This is a genomic window from Methylacidimicrobium tartarophylax, from assembly GCF_902143375.2.
Lineage (GTDB): Bacteria > Verrucomicrobiota > Verrucomicrobiia > Methylacidiphilales > Methylacidiphilaceae > Methylacidimicrobium > Methylacidimicrobium tartarophylax.
On the sequence record NZ_CABFVA020000065.1, the window covers coordinates 20,871 to 37,847 of the forward strand.

Genomic DNA, 16,977 nt, shown 5'->3' on the forward strand with positions numbered 1-16,977 from the left:
CGGACGCCGCGTGCGTGGAATCGAGGATGCAATCGATGAAGAGAGAGGAAGCGGCCATATTTCGTCGGGAAGGGATTCTCTTCGTCATTTCCGCCCCTTCGGGGACTGGGAAGAGCACCCTTTGCGAAAACTTGCGGCAGACGCCGGATTTCGTGTTTTCGATCTCCTGCACGACCCGGCAGCCCCGGCGTGGGGAAGTGGACGGGGAAGATTACCTTTTCCTGGACGAGCAGCAGTTTTCTGCCAAGGTCGCTGCAGGGGAGTTTCTGGAATATGCGAGGGTTCATGGCTGCTGGTACGGGACCTTGCGAGAGACGGTGCTCGAAGCGCTCTCCGAAGGAACGGATGTCCTGCTGGACATCGACGTTCAGGGAGCGAAAAACATTCGACTCCAGGAGGACTCCCGTCTGAAATCGGCTCTCGTCGACGTGTTTATCATGCCTCCCACCTTTGCCGAATTGGAGCGCCGGCTAAGGAAGCGCGGAACCGAAGAGGAGAGGGAGATCGAGCAAAGACTGGAACGCGGCCGGGAAGAGATGAAGGCATGGAAGGAGTTCAAATATACGATTCTCTCGGGCTCCATGGAGGAGGACCTGACGAAGTTCCGCGCCATCATGCGGGCGGAGCGATATTTGAGCCGGAGACTGACTCTCCATGAAGAATAGCCGGCCCACCGTTCTTCTCGGCGTGACCGGCTCGGTCGCCGTCTTCCGCGCGATCGACCTGGCGAGCCAACTGACCAAAGAAGGATATCTCGTCGATGTCGTATTGACGTGCGGCGCTCTCCAGTTCGTTCGCCCTCTTTCGTTCGAAGCCGTTACGCATCGATGCGCTTACACGGACCAGAGCCCGGGGATCTTAGCGGGTCGAGCCATTCATATCGAATTGGCGGAGCGGGCCGGGATCGTGGTCGTTGCTCCTGCCACCGCAGATCTGATCGGCGGGCATGCGTGCGGTCTCGCGCAGGATCTACTGAGCTCTCTCCTCCTTGCGACCGCAGCGCCGGTTCTGCTGGCTCCCGCGATGAATACCCGGATGTGGGGGCATCCTGCGGTTCGTGACAATGTTGCCCTGCTGGAAAGGCGGGGGGTGCGGTTTGTGGGTCCGGAGAGCGGCCTCCTCTCTTGCGGAACCGAGGGTCCCGGACGACTCTGGCCTGTGGATCAGCTGTATGCCAAAATCCAGGAGCTTGTCCCTATGGCAGCGCATCCCCCCGACTCGCCAAAACGGGAAGGGAAAGAGCTTGCCGCGCTCGGGCAAAGATCGTCTTCTTTACCCCAAGAGGGGGACAAGAGCAAGGAGATGAACGAAATGGCGGATAAAAAGAAGCCTGGAAAGAAGCCGGCGGTCAGGAAAACGGAAAAGAACAGCAAGAAGGGGCCGGCCGCGAAGAAGAAATAGGAAGACTCTCCGATCGAGGGAAGAGAGGAGACGGCCGTTCCGCGTGAAGCTCCGCGCAACGGGCCGGAGAGGGACTTTGTCCCCAAGCGAAGGAGCGAAAGCGTGAAGGAGGGGACTCGGATGGGGGAGACTCCGGTCGTGGCGATCCTGATGGGGAGCCAGTCCGATTGGCCGGTTCTGCAGGGTGCGGCGGAGGTCTTGCAGCACTTTTCCGTGCCCCATGAGAAGGCGATCGTCTCCGCCCACCGCACCCCGGAAAAGCTGCGCCACTATGCTTTATCGGCAGCCGAGCGCGGGATCAAAGTCCTGATCGCAGGCGCCGGCGGAGCCGCGCATCTGCCGGGAATGCTTGCCGCCTACACGCCGCTTCCGGTGCTCGGAGTCCCGGTCGAAACACGGACCTTGCGAGGCGTGGATTCTCTCTTGTCCATTGTGCAGATGCCCTATGGCGTTCCGGTGGGTTGCCTGGCAATTGGCGAGGCCGGCGCGCGAAATGCCGCCTTACTCGCAGTTTCGATCCTTAGCTTAGAGAATCCGGAACTCGCCGAGCTCTTGCGCGAGTTTCGCAGTACGCAGACGCAGCGGGTTCTTGATCAGACGATATGAGTCCAATGCTTCCCGGCGCGTCCGTCGGAATTATCGGAGGAGGCCAGCTTGGACGCATGCTCGCGGGAGAAGCGAGAAGGATGGGCTACCGGGTCGTTGTTTTCGATCCCGATCGGGAGAGCCCGGCGGCCGCGCTGGCGGACCGCCATTGGTGCGCCGACTTTTCCGATCCAAAGGCGTTGGCGGAATTTGCGGACGCTGCCGACGTCATCACCTACGAATTCGAGAACATCCCGGCGGAGAGCTTGGCCTTTCTCGATTCGAAGATCTCCGTTTCCCCTTCTCCTGAAATTCTTCGAATCTGCCAGGATCGCATTCGTGAGAAGGCTTTTTTAGTTCAGCAGCACTGTCCGGTCGCCGCCTTTTATCCCATTGAGCGCGCAGGCGATCTCAAGAAAGCCCTCCAGATCGTGGGGACTCCCGCTTTGTTGAAGACCGCGCAGCTTGGCTACGATGGGAAGGGTCAGGCGGAAGTCGCTGCCCCATCCGACTTGGAAATCGCCTGGCGGCAACTGGGAGAGGTGCCGGCCATTTTGGAGGAGAAGGTATCGCTGGAGGCGGAGCTTTCCGCAATCGTGGGGCGGTCCGCCACCGGAGCCGTTACGGTCTTCCCGATCCCCAGGAACTTTCATCGCAAGGGCATTTTTGATTACTCGCTGGTTCCCTCCGGTTTGGACGGGAAGTTGGAAAGGGCCGCAGGGGAGATCGCGGGGAAGATTGCTTCGGCGCTGGGACTGGTCGGCGTTCTTGCCGTGGAGTTTTTCCTTGCCGTCGGGGAGCGACTGCTGGTGAACGAACTCGCCCCGCGGCCACACAACTCCGGCCACTTTACTCTGGACGCCTGCATCACGAGCCAGTTCGAACAGCAACTGCGCGCCATTGCCGGACTGCCCCTGGGCGATGTCTCCTCACGGGGTCCTCTCCTTCTCCGCAACATCCTGGGGGAGTCGTGGGTGCGTGGCGAGCCGGATTGGGCGTCTCTTCTCTCCTTGCCGGGCTTGCGTCTCCACCTCTACGGAAAAAAGCGTCCGCTGGCGAAGCGGAAAATGGGTCACTACTCCGTGATCGCCTCTTCGATGGCGGAAGCCCGGGAGATTGACGCACGGGCTCAAGCGATTCTCCGGCTCGACCAGGATATGTAAAATTGTATTGTCCGGCCTCTATCGGTACCAAGCGTACCAGTCGACGCGGATCCTCTCGCAACGCTCCGGCTCTCCTGTCTGCCGGAAAGGCCACCAGACCGTAAAGCCGCTGGAGCGGTATCCCGCAGGCTCAATGGTAAACCAAGAGGAAAGGAGCCAGGGAAGCAGTGCAGGAGTCGGCGGGCGGCCAAGGCAGGGAATCGCGGAGATCATCGGCCCGAGGTCGAAGCGAAAAAGAAGCTCCGGGTCCGACGGTTGCCAGCCCCAGCGGGAAAAATAGATTTCGAAACGATCGGTCTTCCTTCGGCCGGAGACGGAAAGAACCGGATACTCGGCCTGGATCCGGATGCGCTTGATTTCCCGCGGTTCAAAAACCATGGGAACGGCCCAGGCATGGCGCACCGGGTGCCCACTCTTTTCCCCCAGGCGAGCAAGCTCCTCGGACGCCTCCTCCCGAACAGCCTGGACCCTCCTTTCCTTCTCCCAGACGTGAAACCAGAGGGGTGGATTCTCCGGATCCTCGTCGGAGTAAAAGCGAAGTTTGGTGACCTGGTCGCCATTCTGCAGAACGACCTCTTCTCGGTAGAGCACACGCGGGAGGAACGGGGCGGCAGGAGGGGAAAGTGGGGCTGGTTTCCCGGGAACGAGCTGAGCATAGGCGCTGTCGGAAAGAAGCCGGACCGAAAGAGGACGCGCCTGGACTGAGAAAAGGCAGCTTGCGAAGCAGAAGAAGACGATGATCTTCTTTCCCAGCGAGAGCACGGTAGGCATGGAGAGCTCCTTCCTCTTATCGGTTCGTCTCGTCCCAGCCCGTGCGAATTTCGCGATAGCCCGCCCATCCGAGGATCCCGAACACGGTCAGATGGAGGAGCAGGAGAAGAAGCAGGAGGAAGATTTGCATCCGTCTCACGGTATCTTCCCAGCGCTGGTCGGCTGCTTGGCGCAAGGAGTCGGCAAGGACCGTTTCGATTCGCTCCGCCGGGTAGAATCCCGTCGAGGAGTCAAAGAAGGCCTTCATGTCCGCCGAGAGAGCATGTGCCGGCTCCGCGGGGCAAATACCGAGGAGAGCAGCCACCTGCGGACAGCTGGTGGAGAAGCTTGCGAGCGCGGCGGCGGCATAGGAAGTCGCCGCGGCCTCCCGAGCCGCTGCCGTCGTCAGCGGTAAAAAGTGCGCTTCCGATGAGGGCAGAAGAGGCTCCAGCCGCCTGAGGCGAATCCTTTCCCTGGCCCGATCGAATGCAGCCTCTTGCCACGAGGAGCCTTCCAAGGCCTTCCGGGCCCAGTTCGCGATCGCACGATGGACGAGGGGACGGGTGTGGGCCGCTCCCACGAACAACGGTACGGCGAAGAGGGTCGCGAGGGCGGTGAGAGCGCAAAGCGGGTGGCGGCCGGCCCTGGGCGCAAAGCCCCGATTCCAGAGGAGAGCCGAATGACTGAGCAGTATCCAGGAAAGTGCGGCACAACCGAGAGCAAGCCCCAGAGTACCGGCCATCGCCGCCGGCTCTTTTCCTGCCAGCTCGGCCAGAGCTCGACTGGAGAAGGAGAGCAAATCGATGGTCCAGCCCACGGGATCGGCCTCCTGTCGAACGAAAGAATCGATCTCTGTCTTTTCGCAGAATCAGCGAAGAAAAACAGAGTTGACGTCCACCTGAGAATGCCCTATGCGGAAATCCCCATGCAAGGATCAAGCAGATTGCGTGGGTTCAGACTCTTTTTTGCCATTCTCCTCGCGGGCGCAATCAGCTCATCCGCTTGGGCAAAAACAAATTATTATCCGCTAAAGAAGGTCCTCTCTTCTCCCAGTCGGAAAGCCGGACAACTCTCGCCCGATGACTATATTACCGTCACCGTGGATGGAACGAAGAAGAAGGTCGCAGTCTGGAGTTCCGCTCCAAGCCAACCCTTTCGGCGGATCGGCGTTCTGGAGACGAACCGGTGGCGGAAGCATGCCGCGCGGATCGCGGCGAAGAACGGGGGCGACGGCATCCTCTTGGTGGGGCACGAGGAGGAGCCCTATGTGCCCGCGTGGGTGGGTCGTCAATTAGGTACCCCCCGTTTCAGCGAATTTCGCTACTGGTGGGTTATCGTCGGTCCCGGGGTACCGTGACCATTTGCCTTTCCCCCAGCACTCCCGAGGACGAGTCCCTTCTCCGTTGCTGCGGCTTTTCGTGGGGGTCGGCGATCTTTTGCCGCAATTGGCTCGCCCAGAGTTCCCTGCGGCGGATAAAATGATTTAAGGAACTGTTTGCAAAGGCCCACGTGGTGGAACGGCAGACACACGGGACTTAAAATCCCGTGGGGGGAAACTCCCGTGTGGGTTCGAATCCCACCGTGGGCAGTCGCTTGCGATCTCTGGAAAGTCCGGGAGGGATGGTTGGCAACCGATGCGATTCGTGAAAAAAGAGAGTTTAGCGGAGGGTTGGCTCATTCTCCTGGTCAGCAGCCTCTTCCTTGGACAGGCGGCAGCGATGCAAGCGGAAAACACGCTCGATTCGCAAGTACAAGCCGGTTCGGCGCTTCTTTGGGATGAGAGCTCCCAGAGAGCCCTATTTCGGCGCCAAATTTATGCACCCCATCCGCCGGCGAGCACGACCAAGCTGATGACGGCCCTCCTCGTCTATGAAAAGACCGGGCTTGCGGGAGAGATTGTCGTATCCCGCGAGGATCTCTCGAGCGCCGGCGAGGTGCAGACCGTTCGCCTGCTGCCGGGAGATCGATTCCTGGTGGCGGATCTCGTCCGAGCCCTGCTCATCAGCTCGAGCAATGAGGCTGCGCTTGCGCTTGCCCGGCATGCTTCCGGATCGGTGAGCGCGTTCGTTGCCGAGATGAACGCCCGGGCAAAAGGGCTGGGTTGCGCGAAGACTCATTTCGTCAATCCGAACGGGGAGACGGAGCCTGGGCATGTGAGTTGCGCCAGCGACCTCTTGCGCATTTTCGAGGCCGTGCTTGCTGTGGCCCCCTTACGCAGGATCTGCGCCAGCGAGAGTTATTCCCTCCGCTCCGCCGAAGGAAAGCCCGTGCAGTATTTGATGAATACGAATCGGCTCCTGGGTCCCTACCCGGGAATGGGTCCTGCCAAGACCGGATGGACGCCGGAGGCCCGGCATACTTATGCCGCCCTATGCCAGCGAGGAGAACGCAAGGTAGCCCTGATCCTTTTCGATAGCCCCAACAAATGGGCCGATGCGGTGGCTCTTTTCGACTTCGCCTTCGGCGAAAAAGGGAGCCGAGTCGGCGGACTTTAACCGACCACGCCTTGTCCTACAAGGTTGTCGTAGATGGCTAAATAGTCCCGGGCCATTCGTTGCGCGGTAAACCGGTTTTTGAAGGCGAGGCGAATCTGTTTCCGGGAGAGCTGCGCCGCGAGCGGCACGGCTTTGGCGGCTTCCTCCACGTTTGGAACGATAAAGCCGGTTGTTCCGGATTCGAGAATTTCCGGAATTGCCCCGTAGGGAAAAGCAATCACAGGAGTCCCGCAGGCCAGCGCCTCGATTGCGGAGAGTCCGAAAGGTTCCGGCCATTGAATCGGGAAGAGCATCGCTACGGCGTTTCCCAGTAAGGACTGCTTTTGGCCTTCGGTCGCTTCCCCGAGGTAATGGACATGCGGGAGAGAAAGGAGCGGACGAATCGCATCGATATACTCGGCGTCATGACGGGGGTCGATCTTGGCAGCGATGAGAAGATCCAGCCCTGCTCGCCGGGCGATCTCGATTGCCAAGTCAGGACGCTTCTCGACAGAAATGCGGCCCAGGAAAACGAGGTATCCTCCGCTTCCGCTGCCCAGAGAATAGAGATTCTCGGGCAGGCCGTGAGGAACGGTTCCGGCCCAATTCGCATGAGGAATACACTTACGCTGCGCTTCCGAAATGGCCACCACCGGCATTTCCGGGAAGCCTTGGAAAAGGCGCATGAGATCCGGCGTATCGAGCCGGAGGTGGAGGGTTGTGACCGAGCGGTTGGCCCGTCTGCGGAAAAAGGGGAAGTGAAAAAACTCGGTGTGAAAATGGAGAAGGTCGAACTCGGCTTCAGACTGGAGAGCGGCATCGACCTCAAGGAGAAAGTAGGGGAGGTAATCTCGGCAACCGGGAATCTTGCGAAGACTTTGGGGGCAGATGGATCGAAGCGGTGCGCGGGTGACCGAATCCCCGCTCGCGAAAAGAGTCACTTCATGGCCGAGGTCGATTAACGCCTCTGTCAAAAAGGAGACCACCCGTTCCGTCCCGCCGTAGCCTTCGGGAGGAACCCGCTCTACCGGCGGAGCAATTTGGGCAATTCGCACGGGTTGTCAGGTTGGAAATGTGTCCGAGCGTTGTCAAGCTGTAGCGTGATTTTCGCTCAAGAGAGGCCTTGCCGGTGGGAGACAGCTTGGGACCAACACGGGTGAGTCGGGATCTCTCCGATGGAGTGCTGCATTGTCATCTCCTTTGGCATCCATCAGAGTGACTTTATGGTTGCCATCTTACGTGGCCCTCGGCGAGAAGCTCGACGGAGGAGAGATCCAGCATTCTCCTTCCTTCCCGTTTTGTTGGGTGCCCTCGCCGCGTTCGGTCGGCTGGAACCCGCCGCAGCCCTAGCCGCGTGCGACCGGGCGACGGTCGAGGTGATTCGTAGCGTGCTACCCGCCGTGGTCTCCATATCCGTCGAAAAAAGGAGCAGCGGGTTTTTTGGACCAAAGCGGAAAATCGAAGGTATGGGAACCGGCCTGGTGGTTTCGAAGCAGGGTGACGTGATCACCTGCGCGCATGTGCTTGGCAAGAGATTCGCCCGAAGGGATCTGCTCGTTACTTTCTTTGACGGGAGGGTGCGGCTTGCGCACTGGGTCTATTCGGATCCAGGTGCGGATCTCGCGCTGCTTCGCGTGGAGTGCGGGGCGCTACCGGGCGTCTTTCGCTATAGGAATCTGTCCGAAGGGCAGCTAGGAACGACCGTGCTCGTGCTAGGGTCCGGGATGGGCTATCGGAACACGGTGTCGCGAGGCATCCTGAGTTCGTGTCCGAGGAGGGTGGACATGAAAGAAGGGGAAGACCTCTCTCTCCTGCAAGTAGATGCCGCAGTAAATCAAGGGGACAGCGGGGCTCCCGTGCTGGATCTAGACGGAAAGCTGGTTGGACTCTGCTTCGCGAAGGTGGCCGGGCTTTCGGTGGAGGGGGTTGGTCTCGTGATCCCGGGTCGGACCGTAGCGCGGTGGCTCGATCGCCAATTGACCGGAGGCGACCATCGGGCCGGTCCTTCAAAAGGAGTAGACGGTTTCCACCGCCCAGAGGAACGCCGGGCCGCTCGAGATCGGGAAAAGAAGGGTTCCCAACGGGGAAAAGGGAGTCCCATAGACGGCGGCACCCCAGTCCATGCGAAACTCGGTTCGCAGCATCAGATTCTCCCAAATGTCGAAGCTGACGGTCCCCGTGACACTCCAGATGTCCTCGGGCCCTACGTGGTCGGAAAGGATCTCGTTGGCGCTTCCGTGAATCCAGTCGGTGCGCAGCGCAAGGCTCGTGAGGCTGTTCGCCTGATATTTCGCCCAGAGGCTTGCCCCGAGCCAGCTCGACGATTGCAACGCTCCGCTGCCGAGGGTGCCGACGCCTTCGTAGAATCCGCCCGTCGTCTCCCAGGCAAGCAGCAGCCGGTCCCGTGCGGCCTTGGGAATCCACTCGCCCCAAACATCTCCTAGAAAAAAGGGGGCAGCCCGGTTGAGCGGGCTCTCGACAAAGACTCCGGTGCCGGGAGTGGACGGGGAGAGCCCAAAGCCGGGAGGGTTTACCCCGTCGGGTCCGTAGAGGGCGCTGGCCACCAGGCGCGCGTTTCGCGCCGGTGCGTCGATTCCCGCAGAGGCGAGGAAGAGATAGGCGGCCGCATTCCCGAGGGTATTGTTGCTCTGTCCGAAAAAGGGGAAGCCCGCCCGGGCCGCGTTGAAGGAGCCGTCGAGAATCCCGAGGGTGGTTTCCACCCAATCGAGCGGTCGATAGACCGCCTCCATGCCCGTGACCATCTCCGGGATCATGTTGGTGTACAGGTTTCCATAGGTGAAGTTGAGGTTGGCCGGGCGCTCCATCACCTCGAATCCCAACGGAGGAACGAACTTGCCTACCTTTACGTCGATGGCGTTGCCGACGGGGATCCGAAAGGTGACATAGGCTTCGGCCAGCAGGAAGCTTGAACTGTTCCGCGCGTAACCGGCCTCGGTTGGGACTCCCAGTCCGGCCAGGTTGTCGGGTCCCCCCATGGAGGCAGCATCCTCTCCGACGAAAACATCCGCCCGAAAGCCGGTTTCCCAGCGATTCTGGTCATCGAGCGGTTTTTCCAAAAGCAAGCGGACGGCGTTGAGGTTGAATCCTCCTCCGGCGATCCCGTCGTCGGCCATGCGTGTGGGGATTCGGGCGTTGGGGGGAAGAAAATTATCGAGGTAGGAGCTGTCCAGGTAGCCGCTCAACCGGAGACCGGGAGGTGTGGACTGCACGGCGATCCCCCCTTCCTCCAGGGCTTTTTCCAACTCAGCCGCCGGGGATGCGCTGGCAGAAGCGGAGACGAGCGGGTCGGAGGAATCCGCCTCCACCGGGAAGGAAGGGAACAGCTCCAGCAGAGCCAAGGTTGCGAGCAGGCGGGTGCTGAGCGGGAGAAGAGGAAGGCGGAATCGTCTGGTCGTGACGCCATGAGGGAGCTTCCGGAGGATGACTGCAAGAGAATGGGGTTGCTTGTCCACCTCTTTGTCCCTAGGAGAGAAACTCCGCCCACCGCCCTGGCCCTCGCGGCAATTGCAAGGCCGTTCTTTCCGAGCGATAGCAACCAGGAAGAAAAACCTTCTCCATCCTTTCCTTGTTTCGGCCGGAAAAAAGTATTCAATGAGCGGCAATCCAGGAGATGGAGTGGTCTCGTTCTGCAAAGAGGAGGAAGGGCACGCCTTTGAAGATTTGTGACGTGACCCAATTTTATTCGCCGCGGAGTGGGGGCGTGAGGCGCTACCTCGGCGAAAAGCAGGAGTACGTCCGCGATCGGACGGAGGACGAACATTATCTGATCGTACCCGGAGAGCAGACGTCGTACCGGAGTGAAGGGAGGACGCACGTCCTTGCGATCGCTTCCCCAAAAGTCGACCGAACCTCCCGCTATCGCATTCTTTGCAATGTTTCCCTGGTTCGCTCCATGCTCCGCGACATCCGGCCCGACGTCATCGAATCCGGGGATCCCTACCATTTGGCGTGGACGGCCTTGCGAGGGGCCAGCGAGCTCGGGATTCCCGCCGTCAGTTTCTATCATTCTCACTTTCCCGACGCCTATTTGCGGACCGCCTGCCGCTTCGGCGGGCCCTTCATCGAGGAGCTTGTCCTTGCCTCGGCCCGACGATACATCGTCCGCCTCTATTCTCGTTTCCGATATACCTTCGTGCCTTCGATTACCTTGCGGAAGCTTTTGAATGGTTGGGGACTGACCAACACCATCCCGATTCGGCTCGGAGTGGATGCGGAAACCTTCTGCCCCGGTCCCGTCGATCGGGCATGGCGGGAAGAACTGGCGATCCCCGAGCAGGCATTCTTGCTTCTCTACGTAGGGCGACTCGCTCGCGAAAAAAATATTTCGGTCTTGCTGCATGCTTTCCGAGTTCTTCGCGCCTCGCGCCGCCTAGATTACCGGCTCCTGGTGGTCGGCGATGGACCGCTGAGAAAACAGGTGCAGCGGTTACAAGCGGAGACGGATGCGGTGATCTGGCGGCCGTATATCGAGAAGAAGGTCGAGCTGCGAAGATGCTACCGAGCGGCGGATCTTTTCGTTCACCCCGGAGTGGTCGAAACGTTCGGCTTGGTCGCTGTCGAAAGCCAAGCCTGCGGTTGTCCGGTCATCGGCATACGGGGGACGAACATGGATGATCATATCCACGCAGGTCTCGACTTGTGGGCGAGGAGCAACTCTGCCGAGGAATTGGCGAGAGCGATCGATGAGTCTACCGACAAGGACCTACCGCAGATCGGCCTTTGCGCTTCGAAGCGGACGAGGGAGATTTACCATTGGCCCAATGTCTTCGCCGAGCTTTGGCGCTATTATCGTTCCGCCATCGGCGGGACGAACCCGCCGGATCTATCGGCGGCTCTTCCCCTGGAAGGCGCTCGGGAGGGATAGCCGGAGCGAAGGAGGAGAGATGGGAGCGGCTGCAGAGGGAAAAGTGACCGGAACGAAAGACGTTACCATTCGTTTTTTTCGTGCGAGCGATCGGGAGGGGGTTCGCAAGGTCTGCGCGGATACCGGCTTTTTGGGCTCTCCCATCGATCAGATCTTCGAAGATCGCGAGCTATTCGCCGACTACCTGACTTCCTACTACACCGACAAAGAGCCTGAATCGACCTTGGTTTGCGAGGCGGGAGGGACCATCGTCGGATATCTTATGGGCTGCCGGAACTCGCGGGCGAAGTTCTGGTACCACGCATTTTATAACGTGCGCCTGTTCCTGAGGACGCTGGTGCGCTATCCTTTCTATCGTGCCGCCAGCCGCCGGTATCTCCACTGGTTGCTTTGGAAGGGGCGGCGGGAAGAGCCCCGGAGTCTTCCGGGGATCCCTCACTTTCACTTTAATATGTTGGCCCCGTGGCGCAGCGTTTCGCGAACCCGCCATCTGGTCGACTCTTTCTTGGACTATCTCGTCCAAAACGGAGAAAAGGCCGTTTACGGGCAAGTGGTCGTCTTCGATCGTCGCCGGGGGGAAAAGATGTTCGAGCACTACGGGTTTCAGGTCGTGGATCGAGTGGAAGTGACCAAGTATGCCGGGCGCTTCCCGGGATCCGTCTATCTCTGCACAGTGGTCAAGGATCTTCGGGAAAATCCCCGGCTCTACGCTTCCCGCAGGCCTTCGCACGAATGAAAGAGAGAGGGGAGCAAGCCCTGATCGTCTCGCTCCACGATCTTCACCCGGGGTCTCTTTCGCTTGCAGCCCGCCAGCGGGAGCAACTGCGCCGGTGGGGAGTGAAGGAGGCGAGCCTGCTCGTCATCCCCGCTTATCACCACGGACCGTCCTTTTGCGAGGATTCGGAGTTCTGTCGCTGGATTGATCTCCAAAGGAAAGAGGGAGACGAAACGGTCATTCACGGCTACTTCCATTCACGCGAGGAGAGGGCAAAGGGGTTGCGGAACCGATTCTGGACCGAGATCTACACCCGGCGAGAAGCTGAGTTTTTCGATCTCCCGCAGGATGTTGCCGAGGGGAGACTCCGATTGGCCCGCGAGCTTTTTGCGGGACAGGGATGGGCGACCGAAGGATTTGTGGCTCCGGGCTGGCTGATGGATCCTTGCCTGCCGCAGCTTCTGGCGAGAGAAGGGTTCCGGTACACGACGCGCATCGACGGGATCTTAAGCCTGCGCCCGGAGCAGCGCTGGACCGGCGCGCGGACCTACTGCTGGAGCACCCGGGCGGGCTGGCGCAGGGCCACCTCACTCGCTTGGAATCACCTGCTTTCCCTGCGTGCCTCCGGGAGGGTGATCCGGGTGAGCCTGCATCCGTCGGATTTTTCCTATCGCCCGATTCGCACCCAGATTGAACGGATCGTCAAACAGGCGCTCGATCGGCAGAGCCGGCCGCTGAGCTATCTTCGTTATGTCTCGAGTTGATCTCCACCTTCACTCTCGCTATTCCGACCGACCTTCGGAATGGATCTTGCGGCGGATCGGCTGCCGACAGAGCTACACCGATCCGGAGACGCTCTATCAGAAGCTTGCCGACGCGGGCATGAGGTGGAAGACGATCACCGATCACGATCGGATCGACGGTTGCCTGGAGATGCGGGAGCGACATCCCGATGTCTTCCTGAGCGAGGAGGTGACCACATTCTTTCCCGATGGATGCGAGATTCACCTGCTGGTTTGGAACATTCGGGAGTCGGACCATGCACGCATCCAGCAGCTCGCGCCCAATATCGAGGATCTGGCGGCCTTTCTTCGAGCAAACAAGATCCCCCATGCGGTGGCTCATCCTTTGGAAAAGCTCAACGGGAAACTTTCGCCGGATCACTTCGAGAAGCTGATTTTGCTTTTTCGTGCTTTCGAGACGGCGGATGGCAACCGGCCTGGATTGCCGCAGGAGATCGCCCGTCTCTGTCTGCTCTCCCTCACGCCCGAGCGAATCGTCGAGATGTCGAAACGACAGGGGATTGCCCCTCTCGACGGCGAATGCCATCGAAAAATCTTTGTGGGAGGATCCAACGATCATGGCGGGCTTGCCCTCGGCAGCTTGTGGACGGAAGCCGACGACGAGGGAACCCCCGAGGGGTTTTTCCGCGCCCTTTTTGCCGGGAAGGGAAGAACGGGGGGAGGAGAGCCGGGGGACCCGGCGCGCGTCTCCATCGCGGTTTACAATCTGGGGTTCCAATACGCTCAAGAGCGGCTTCGGCAATCGGCGCCCCTGGCTGCCGCCCTGATGCAGAAGATCGCCGAGCGCTTTGTCTCTGGGAAGAATCCGACGGCTTTTTCTCTTGGGGAGCGAATCGGCCACTTGGCGGAAGCCGTCCGCAGCGGGCAAGTCTTCGAACTACTCAAGCCCGGCGAAGGCACGCTGGTGCGGGCCTTCGCCGACTTCTTCACCAACGCCGGGGTTCGCGGGGAGATCGATCGCATTATCGGGCGGGCTTCGAGTCCGGTGGATGCATCGTTTCGGGTTGCCTCGTACCTGGTGAATCAGTTGGCTTATCGTCTCGTGAGCAGCGCCGCCGCTCAGCTCGGACGAGGAAGCATTCTCGAGGCATTCCAATCCCTCGCCGGGCTCCTACCCGTGACGGCGGCGGCGGTTCCCCATCTTCTTGCCTTTCAGCGTCAAGGGTTTGATCGCCGTTTTGTGCGGGATCTCTGTCGTCGGTATCTCCCCGCCCCTCCGGCGGAAATCCTCTCGTGCAAACGGGCATGGTTCACCGACACGCTCGACGAGGTCAACGGGGTGACGCGAACGATTCAGGCGATGGCTCGCGCCTCTGCGCAAGCCGGGGCCGACTTGACCGTCGTAACCTCACGCGCCCATCCGAAAGTCGACGGACTCCGGTTCCGGAACTTTCCTCCGATCGGAGAGTTTTCGATTCCCGAATACGAGCTTCAGAAGCTCGCGTTTCCTCCCTTTTTTGATCTTCTGGAATTTGTCCATAAGGAGCGATTCACGGAACTGATCGTCAGTACGCCGGGCCCGATGGGACTGTGCGCGCTCGCGATCGGAAAGATCCTCGGCCTACGGACGGTGGGCATCTACCACACCGATTTCCCGCAGTACACGCGCTTTCTTAGCCAAGATCCGTGGATGGAAGGTCTGGCGTGGAGTTACATGGACTGGTTTTACGGCCAAATGGCGAAGACCTACGTGAATTCAGCCGCCTATCTCCGCTCCTGGATCGATCGGGGACTTCCCGCGGAAAAGTTGGCGATCCTCCCGCGAGGCATCGAGGTGCAGGCCTTTCACCCTTCGTTCCGGCAAGCCGATTTCTGGAAGCGGAGGGGAGCGACGGGACCGGTGCTCCTCTACGTTGGTCGGATCTCCAAGGAGAAGGAGTTGGGGTTTTTGCCCGCGGTTGCCGAAACCTTGCACCGTCGAGGATTGAAATTCACTCTCGCCTTCGTGGGGGAGGGTCCCTATCGGCGGGAGTTGACCCGGCTCCTGCCCGACGCTCTCTTTGCCGGCATTCTGACCGGCAGGGAGTTGAGCGAGGCCTATGCTTCGGCCGATCTTTTCGTCTTTCCGAGCACGACCGATACGTTCGGCAACGCAGTGCTGGAAGCCATGGCCTCCGGCTTGCCTGTGGTGGTGTCCGACGAAGGCGGCCCGCCGGAACTCTTGGGCCAATTCGGGATAGGGCATGTGTGCCGTGCCCGCTCTCGGGAAGAATGGGCCGCCGCGATTTCTCTTCTGTTGACGAGTCCGCCGTCCTTCGCGGAACGGGAGAAAATGGCGGAAGCAGTTCGGCGAGCTTGGAATTGGGAGCAGGCCTTCGCCCAATTTTGGGAGTCGGTCGGCTCTCTGGCCTAAGCGTGCCTGTCTTCCAAGCCTTCTCCTGCGGCTTGCGCAATGGACCTGTCTGCTTCGTTGCTCGCCTCATTGGGGCTTGCCCTCCTCCGCTTCCGATGGCAAGGCTTAGAACTGGAAATGAACACGCTTGCCCCCCTCAGAGCCTTTGCCGCTCGCACCTTTCTTCCTGCCGCAGTGGATCTCTGCTCCCTTCCGGAACTCGAGGAGCAGTTCGGACGGCTCGAGCGAGAGCTTCGGGATGCCGGATCGGCAAGTGCTCTGGTGACTTGGCTTGGTCATTACGATGAGGTCCAGGCAGCGGTGGACGAGGTGCGGGCCAGGCGCTACATCGCGATGACCTGCCAGACGGACGATCCGGAGCGCGAAAAAGCCTATTTGGAAATCCTGACCGTTGTCGATCCGTGGAGGAAAGCTCGGCAGATGGAAATCCTGCGCGCGTTTTCCCAGCATCCATGCCTCGACTCGCTGCCTGAGTCTTATGGGGTTCTGCGACGGAGCGTGGAAATGCAAGTCCGCCTTTTCCGCGAGGAGAATATCGCCCGGGAGACCGAGGAGGCGCGGCTTTCCCAGCAGTATCAGAAGATCGTCGGGGCGATGACCGTCTCCTTCGATGGGAAGGAGCAGACGCTCGCCCAGGTGGGAAGGGTGCTGGAAGAGCCGGATCGGGAGAGAAGGCAGAGGGCGTGGGAGCAGATTGCCGAGCGCAGGGGCCAAGACGTAGAAACGTTGGAGGAACTCTTCGATCGCCTTCTGGTTCTTCGGAGCGAGATTGCCACCGGCGCAGGCTTTTCGGACTATCGCGGCTACGCCTTTGCCCGCGCGGAGCGATTTGATTACACCCCGGCAGACTGCCTTGAGTTTGGTCGGGCGATCGAAGAACTGGTGGTGCCCGTTTGCCGGGAGATGGACGCGCGGCGGGAGAAGCAGCTCGGAATCGACCGGCTTCGCCCTTGGGATCTGGTCGTAGACCCCGAGGGGAAGCCTCCTTTGCATCCTTTTCGCACCTGCGCCGAACTCTTGGAGAAGACCGAAAAGGTGATCTGCTCCCTGGACCAGCCGTTGGGAGATCTCTTCAGGCAGTTGCGCCGAAGCGAGTTGGTCGATCTCGAGAACCGAAAGGGCAAAGCACCCGGAGGCTACCAGAGTACTTTATCCGAAGCGCGACTGCCTTTTGTCTTCATGAACGCGGTCGGCACGCACCGAGACCTGGAAACTCTTCTGCATGAAAGCGGTCATGCTTTCCACACCCTTCTTGCCCGCACCCAACCCCTTTATGCCTATCGCTCCGCTCCTTTGGAATTTTGCGAGGTGGCGTCGATGGCCATGGAGCTTTTAGCTGCACCCTACTTGGGAACCTTTTACGGAGAAGAAGACGCGCGGCGGGCTCGACGCAACCACCTCGAGGGAATCCTCCGTTTCCTTCCCTGGATGGCCGTCGTCGATGGCTTCCAGCATTGGCTCTATACCCATCCCGGCCATAGCCGGGACGAACGAGCCGTTGCCTGGAAAGGGCTGGTGCAGCGTTTCGGCGGGAGAGAGGATTGGAGCGGTTATGAAGGAGTTCTGCGCTCCCTTTGGCACCGGCAGCTCCATATTTTCGAATACCCTTTTTACTACATCGAGTATGGGATCGCCCAACTGGGTGCCTTAGGCCTCTGGAGGCGATCCCTCACGGACCCTGCCGGGGCCTTGGATGCCTATCGGCGCGCGCTCGCCCTGGGAGGATCGAAGCCGCTTCCTGAGCTCTTTGCGGCAGCCGGACTCCCTTTTTCCTTCGGACAGGACAATCTGCAGACCCTGGTGAGAGCGGTCCGCGAGGAGATTCAGCGCCTCAGATAGCCTGCCGAC

At 60.2% G+C, this 16,977-nt stretch carries 15 protein-coding genes, 1 tRNA gene and 1 pseudogene; 13 read left to right on the forward strand and 4 right to left on the reverse strand.

All coding sequences use genetic code 11. The features are described 5' to 3' along the window. Nucleotides 1-35: 35 nt before the first annotated feature. From gmk to MAMT_RS05310, 4 genes are all read left to right on the forward strand, one after another. On the forward strand, nt 36-665 hold the full coding sequence (gene gmk / locus MAMT_RS05295) for a guanylate kinase (protein WP_142659953.1): 630 nt from the start codon (nt 36-38) through the stop codon (nt 663-665). Continuing rightward, nucleotides 655-1,401, forward strand: coding sequence for a flavoprotein (locus tag MAMT_RS05300; RefSeq protein ID WP_142659954.1), 747 nt, complete (start codon nt 655-657; stop codon nt 1,399-1,401). Before gmk ends, MAMT_RS05300 begins: the two co-directional genes overlap by 11 nt. 120 nt (nt 1,402-1,521) lie before the next feature. Continuing rightward, on the forward strand, nt 1,522-2,007 hold the full coding sequence (gene purE / locus MAMT_RS05305; protein WP_142660051.1) for a 5-(carboxyamino)imidazole ribonucleotide mutase: 486 nt from the start codon (nt 1,522-1,524) through the stop codon (nt 2,005-2,007). Nucleotides 2,008-2,012: 5 nt separating this feature from the next. Continuing rightward, nucleotides 2,013-3,149, forward strand: coding sequence for a 5-(carboxyamino)imidazole ribonucleotide synthase (locus tag MAMT_RS05310; RefSeq protein ID WP_281289101.1), 1,137 nt, complete (start codon nt 2,013-2,015; stop codon nt 3,147-3,149). Between the two features lie 18 nt (nt 3,150-3,167). Here the strand turns inward: MAMT_RS05310 and MAMT_RS05315 are convergent, their stop codons facing one another. Together MAMT_RS05315 and MAMT_RS05320 are read right to left on the reverse strand one after the other, a co-directional pair. Beyond that, a complete protein-coding gene (locus tag MAMT_RS05315; RefSeq protein ID WP_142659956.1) occupies nt 3,168-3,920 on the reverse strand; it encodes a hypothetical protein in 753 nt (250 codons plus the stop codon). Nucleotides 3,921-3,936: 16 nt separating this feature from the next. After that, the gene (locus tag MAMT_RS05320; RefSeq protein ID WP_142659957.1) at nt 3,937-4,716 is read right to left on the reverse strand and encodes a hypothetical protein; all 780 of its coding nucleotides are present in this window, start codon (nt 4,714-4,716) and stop codon (nt 3,937-3,939) included. Nucleotides 4,717-4,842: 126 nt separating this feature from the next. Between MAMT_RS05320 and MAMT_RS05325 the strand changes: the two genes are divergently transcribed. The 3 genes from MAMT_RS05325 to MAMT_RS05335 all read left to right on the forward strand — a co-directional run bounded on the left by MAMT_RS05325 (nt 4,843) and on the right by MAMT_RS05335 (nt 6,394). Next, nucleotides 4,843-5,256 carry a hypothetical protein gene (locus tag MAMT_RS05325; protein ID WP_246186541.1) on the forward strand — a complete coding sequence of 138 codons (414 nt, stop codon included), beginning with the start codon at nt 4,843-4,845 and terminating at the stop codon, nt 5,254-5,256. Nucleotides 5,257-5,402: 146 nt separating this feature from the next. Beyond that, a tRNA-Leu gene (locus MAMT_RS05330) sits at nt 5,403-5,487 on the forward strand. 46 nt (nt 5,488-5,533) lie between these two features. Beyond that, nucleotides 5,534-6,394, forward strand: coding sequence for a D-alanyl-D-alanine carboxypeptidase family protein (locus MAMT_RS05335; protein WP_142659958.1), 861 nt, complete (start codon nt 5,534-5,536; stop codon nt 6,392-6,394). Here the strand turns inward: MAMT_RS05335 and MAMT_RS05340 are convergent. Further along, nucleotides 6,391-7,428, reverse strand: a complete 1,038-nt coding sequence (locus MAMT_RS05340) for a glycosyltransferase family 4 protein (RefSeq protein WP_142659959.1) — start codon at nt 7,426-7,428, stop codon at nt 6,391-6,393. The genes MAMT_RS05335 and MAMT_RS05340 overlap by 4 nt on opposite strands. Nucleotides 7,429-7,839: 411 nt before the next feature. On the opposite strand from MAMT_RS05340, the pseudogene MAMT_RS11875 reads away from it, so the two are divergent. After that, nucleotides 7,840-8,325 (forward strand): annotated as a pseudogene (locus tag MAMT_RS11875) (S1C family serine protease); the annotation flags it as partial. A gap of 54 nt (nt 8,326-8,379) precedes the next feature. On the opposite strand, the gene MAMT_RS05350 reads toward MAMT_RS11875, so the two are convergent. Further along, complete coding sequence (locus MAMT_RS05350) at nt 8,380-9,846, reverse strand: outer membrane beta-barrel protein (protein WP_142659960.1); 1,467 nt, start codon at nt 9,844-9,846, stop codon at nt 8,380-8,382. Between the two features lie 248 nt (nt 9,847-10,094). On the opposite strand from MAMT_RS05350, the gene MAMT_RS05355 reads away from it, so the two are divergent. From MAMT_RS05355 to MAMT_RS05375, 5 genes are all read left to right on the forward strand, one after another. Then, nucleotides 10,095-11,258: a glycosyltransferase gene (locus MAMT_RS05355; protein ID WP_246186542.1), complete on the forward strand. Its 1,164-nt coding sequence runs from the start codon at nt 10,095-10,097 to the stop codon at nt 11,256-11,258. A gap of 19 nt (nt 11,259-11,277) precedes the next feature. Then, nucleotides 11,278-11,994 carry a GNAT family acetyltransferase gene (locus MAMT_RS05360; protein WP_142659962.1) on the forward strand — a complete coding sequence of 239 codons (717 nt, stop codon included), beginning with the start codon at nt 11,278-11,280 and terminating at the stop codon, nt 11,992-11,994. Further along, nucleotides 11,991-12,737, forward strand: coding sequence for a DUF2334 domain-containing protein (locus MAMT_RS05365; protein WP_142659963.1), 747 nt, complete (start codon nt 11,991-11,993; stop codon nt 12,735-12,737). The genes MAMT_RS05360 and MAMT_RS05365 overlap by 4 nt, the downstream gene beginning before the upstream one ends. Beyond that, on the forward strand, nt 12,724-15,129 hold the full coding sequence (locus tag MAMT_RS05370; protein ID WP_142659964.1) for a glycosyltransferase: 2,406 nt from the start codon (nt 12,724-12,726) through the stop codon (nt 15,127-15,129). Before MAMT_RS05365 ends, MAMT_RS05370 begins: the two co-directional genes overlap by 14 nt. Nucleotides 15,130-15,246: 117 nt before the next feature. After that, a complete protein-coding gene (locus MAMT_RS05375; protein ID WP_142659965.1) occupies nt 15,247-16,968 on the forward strand; it encodes a M3 family oligoendopeptidase in 1,722 nt (573 codons plus the stop codon). Nucleotides 16,969-16,977 lie beyond the last annotated feature (9 nt).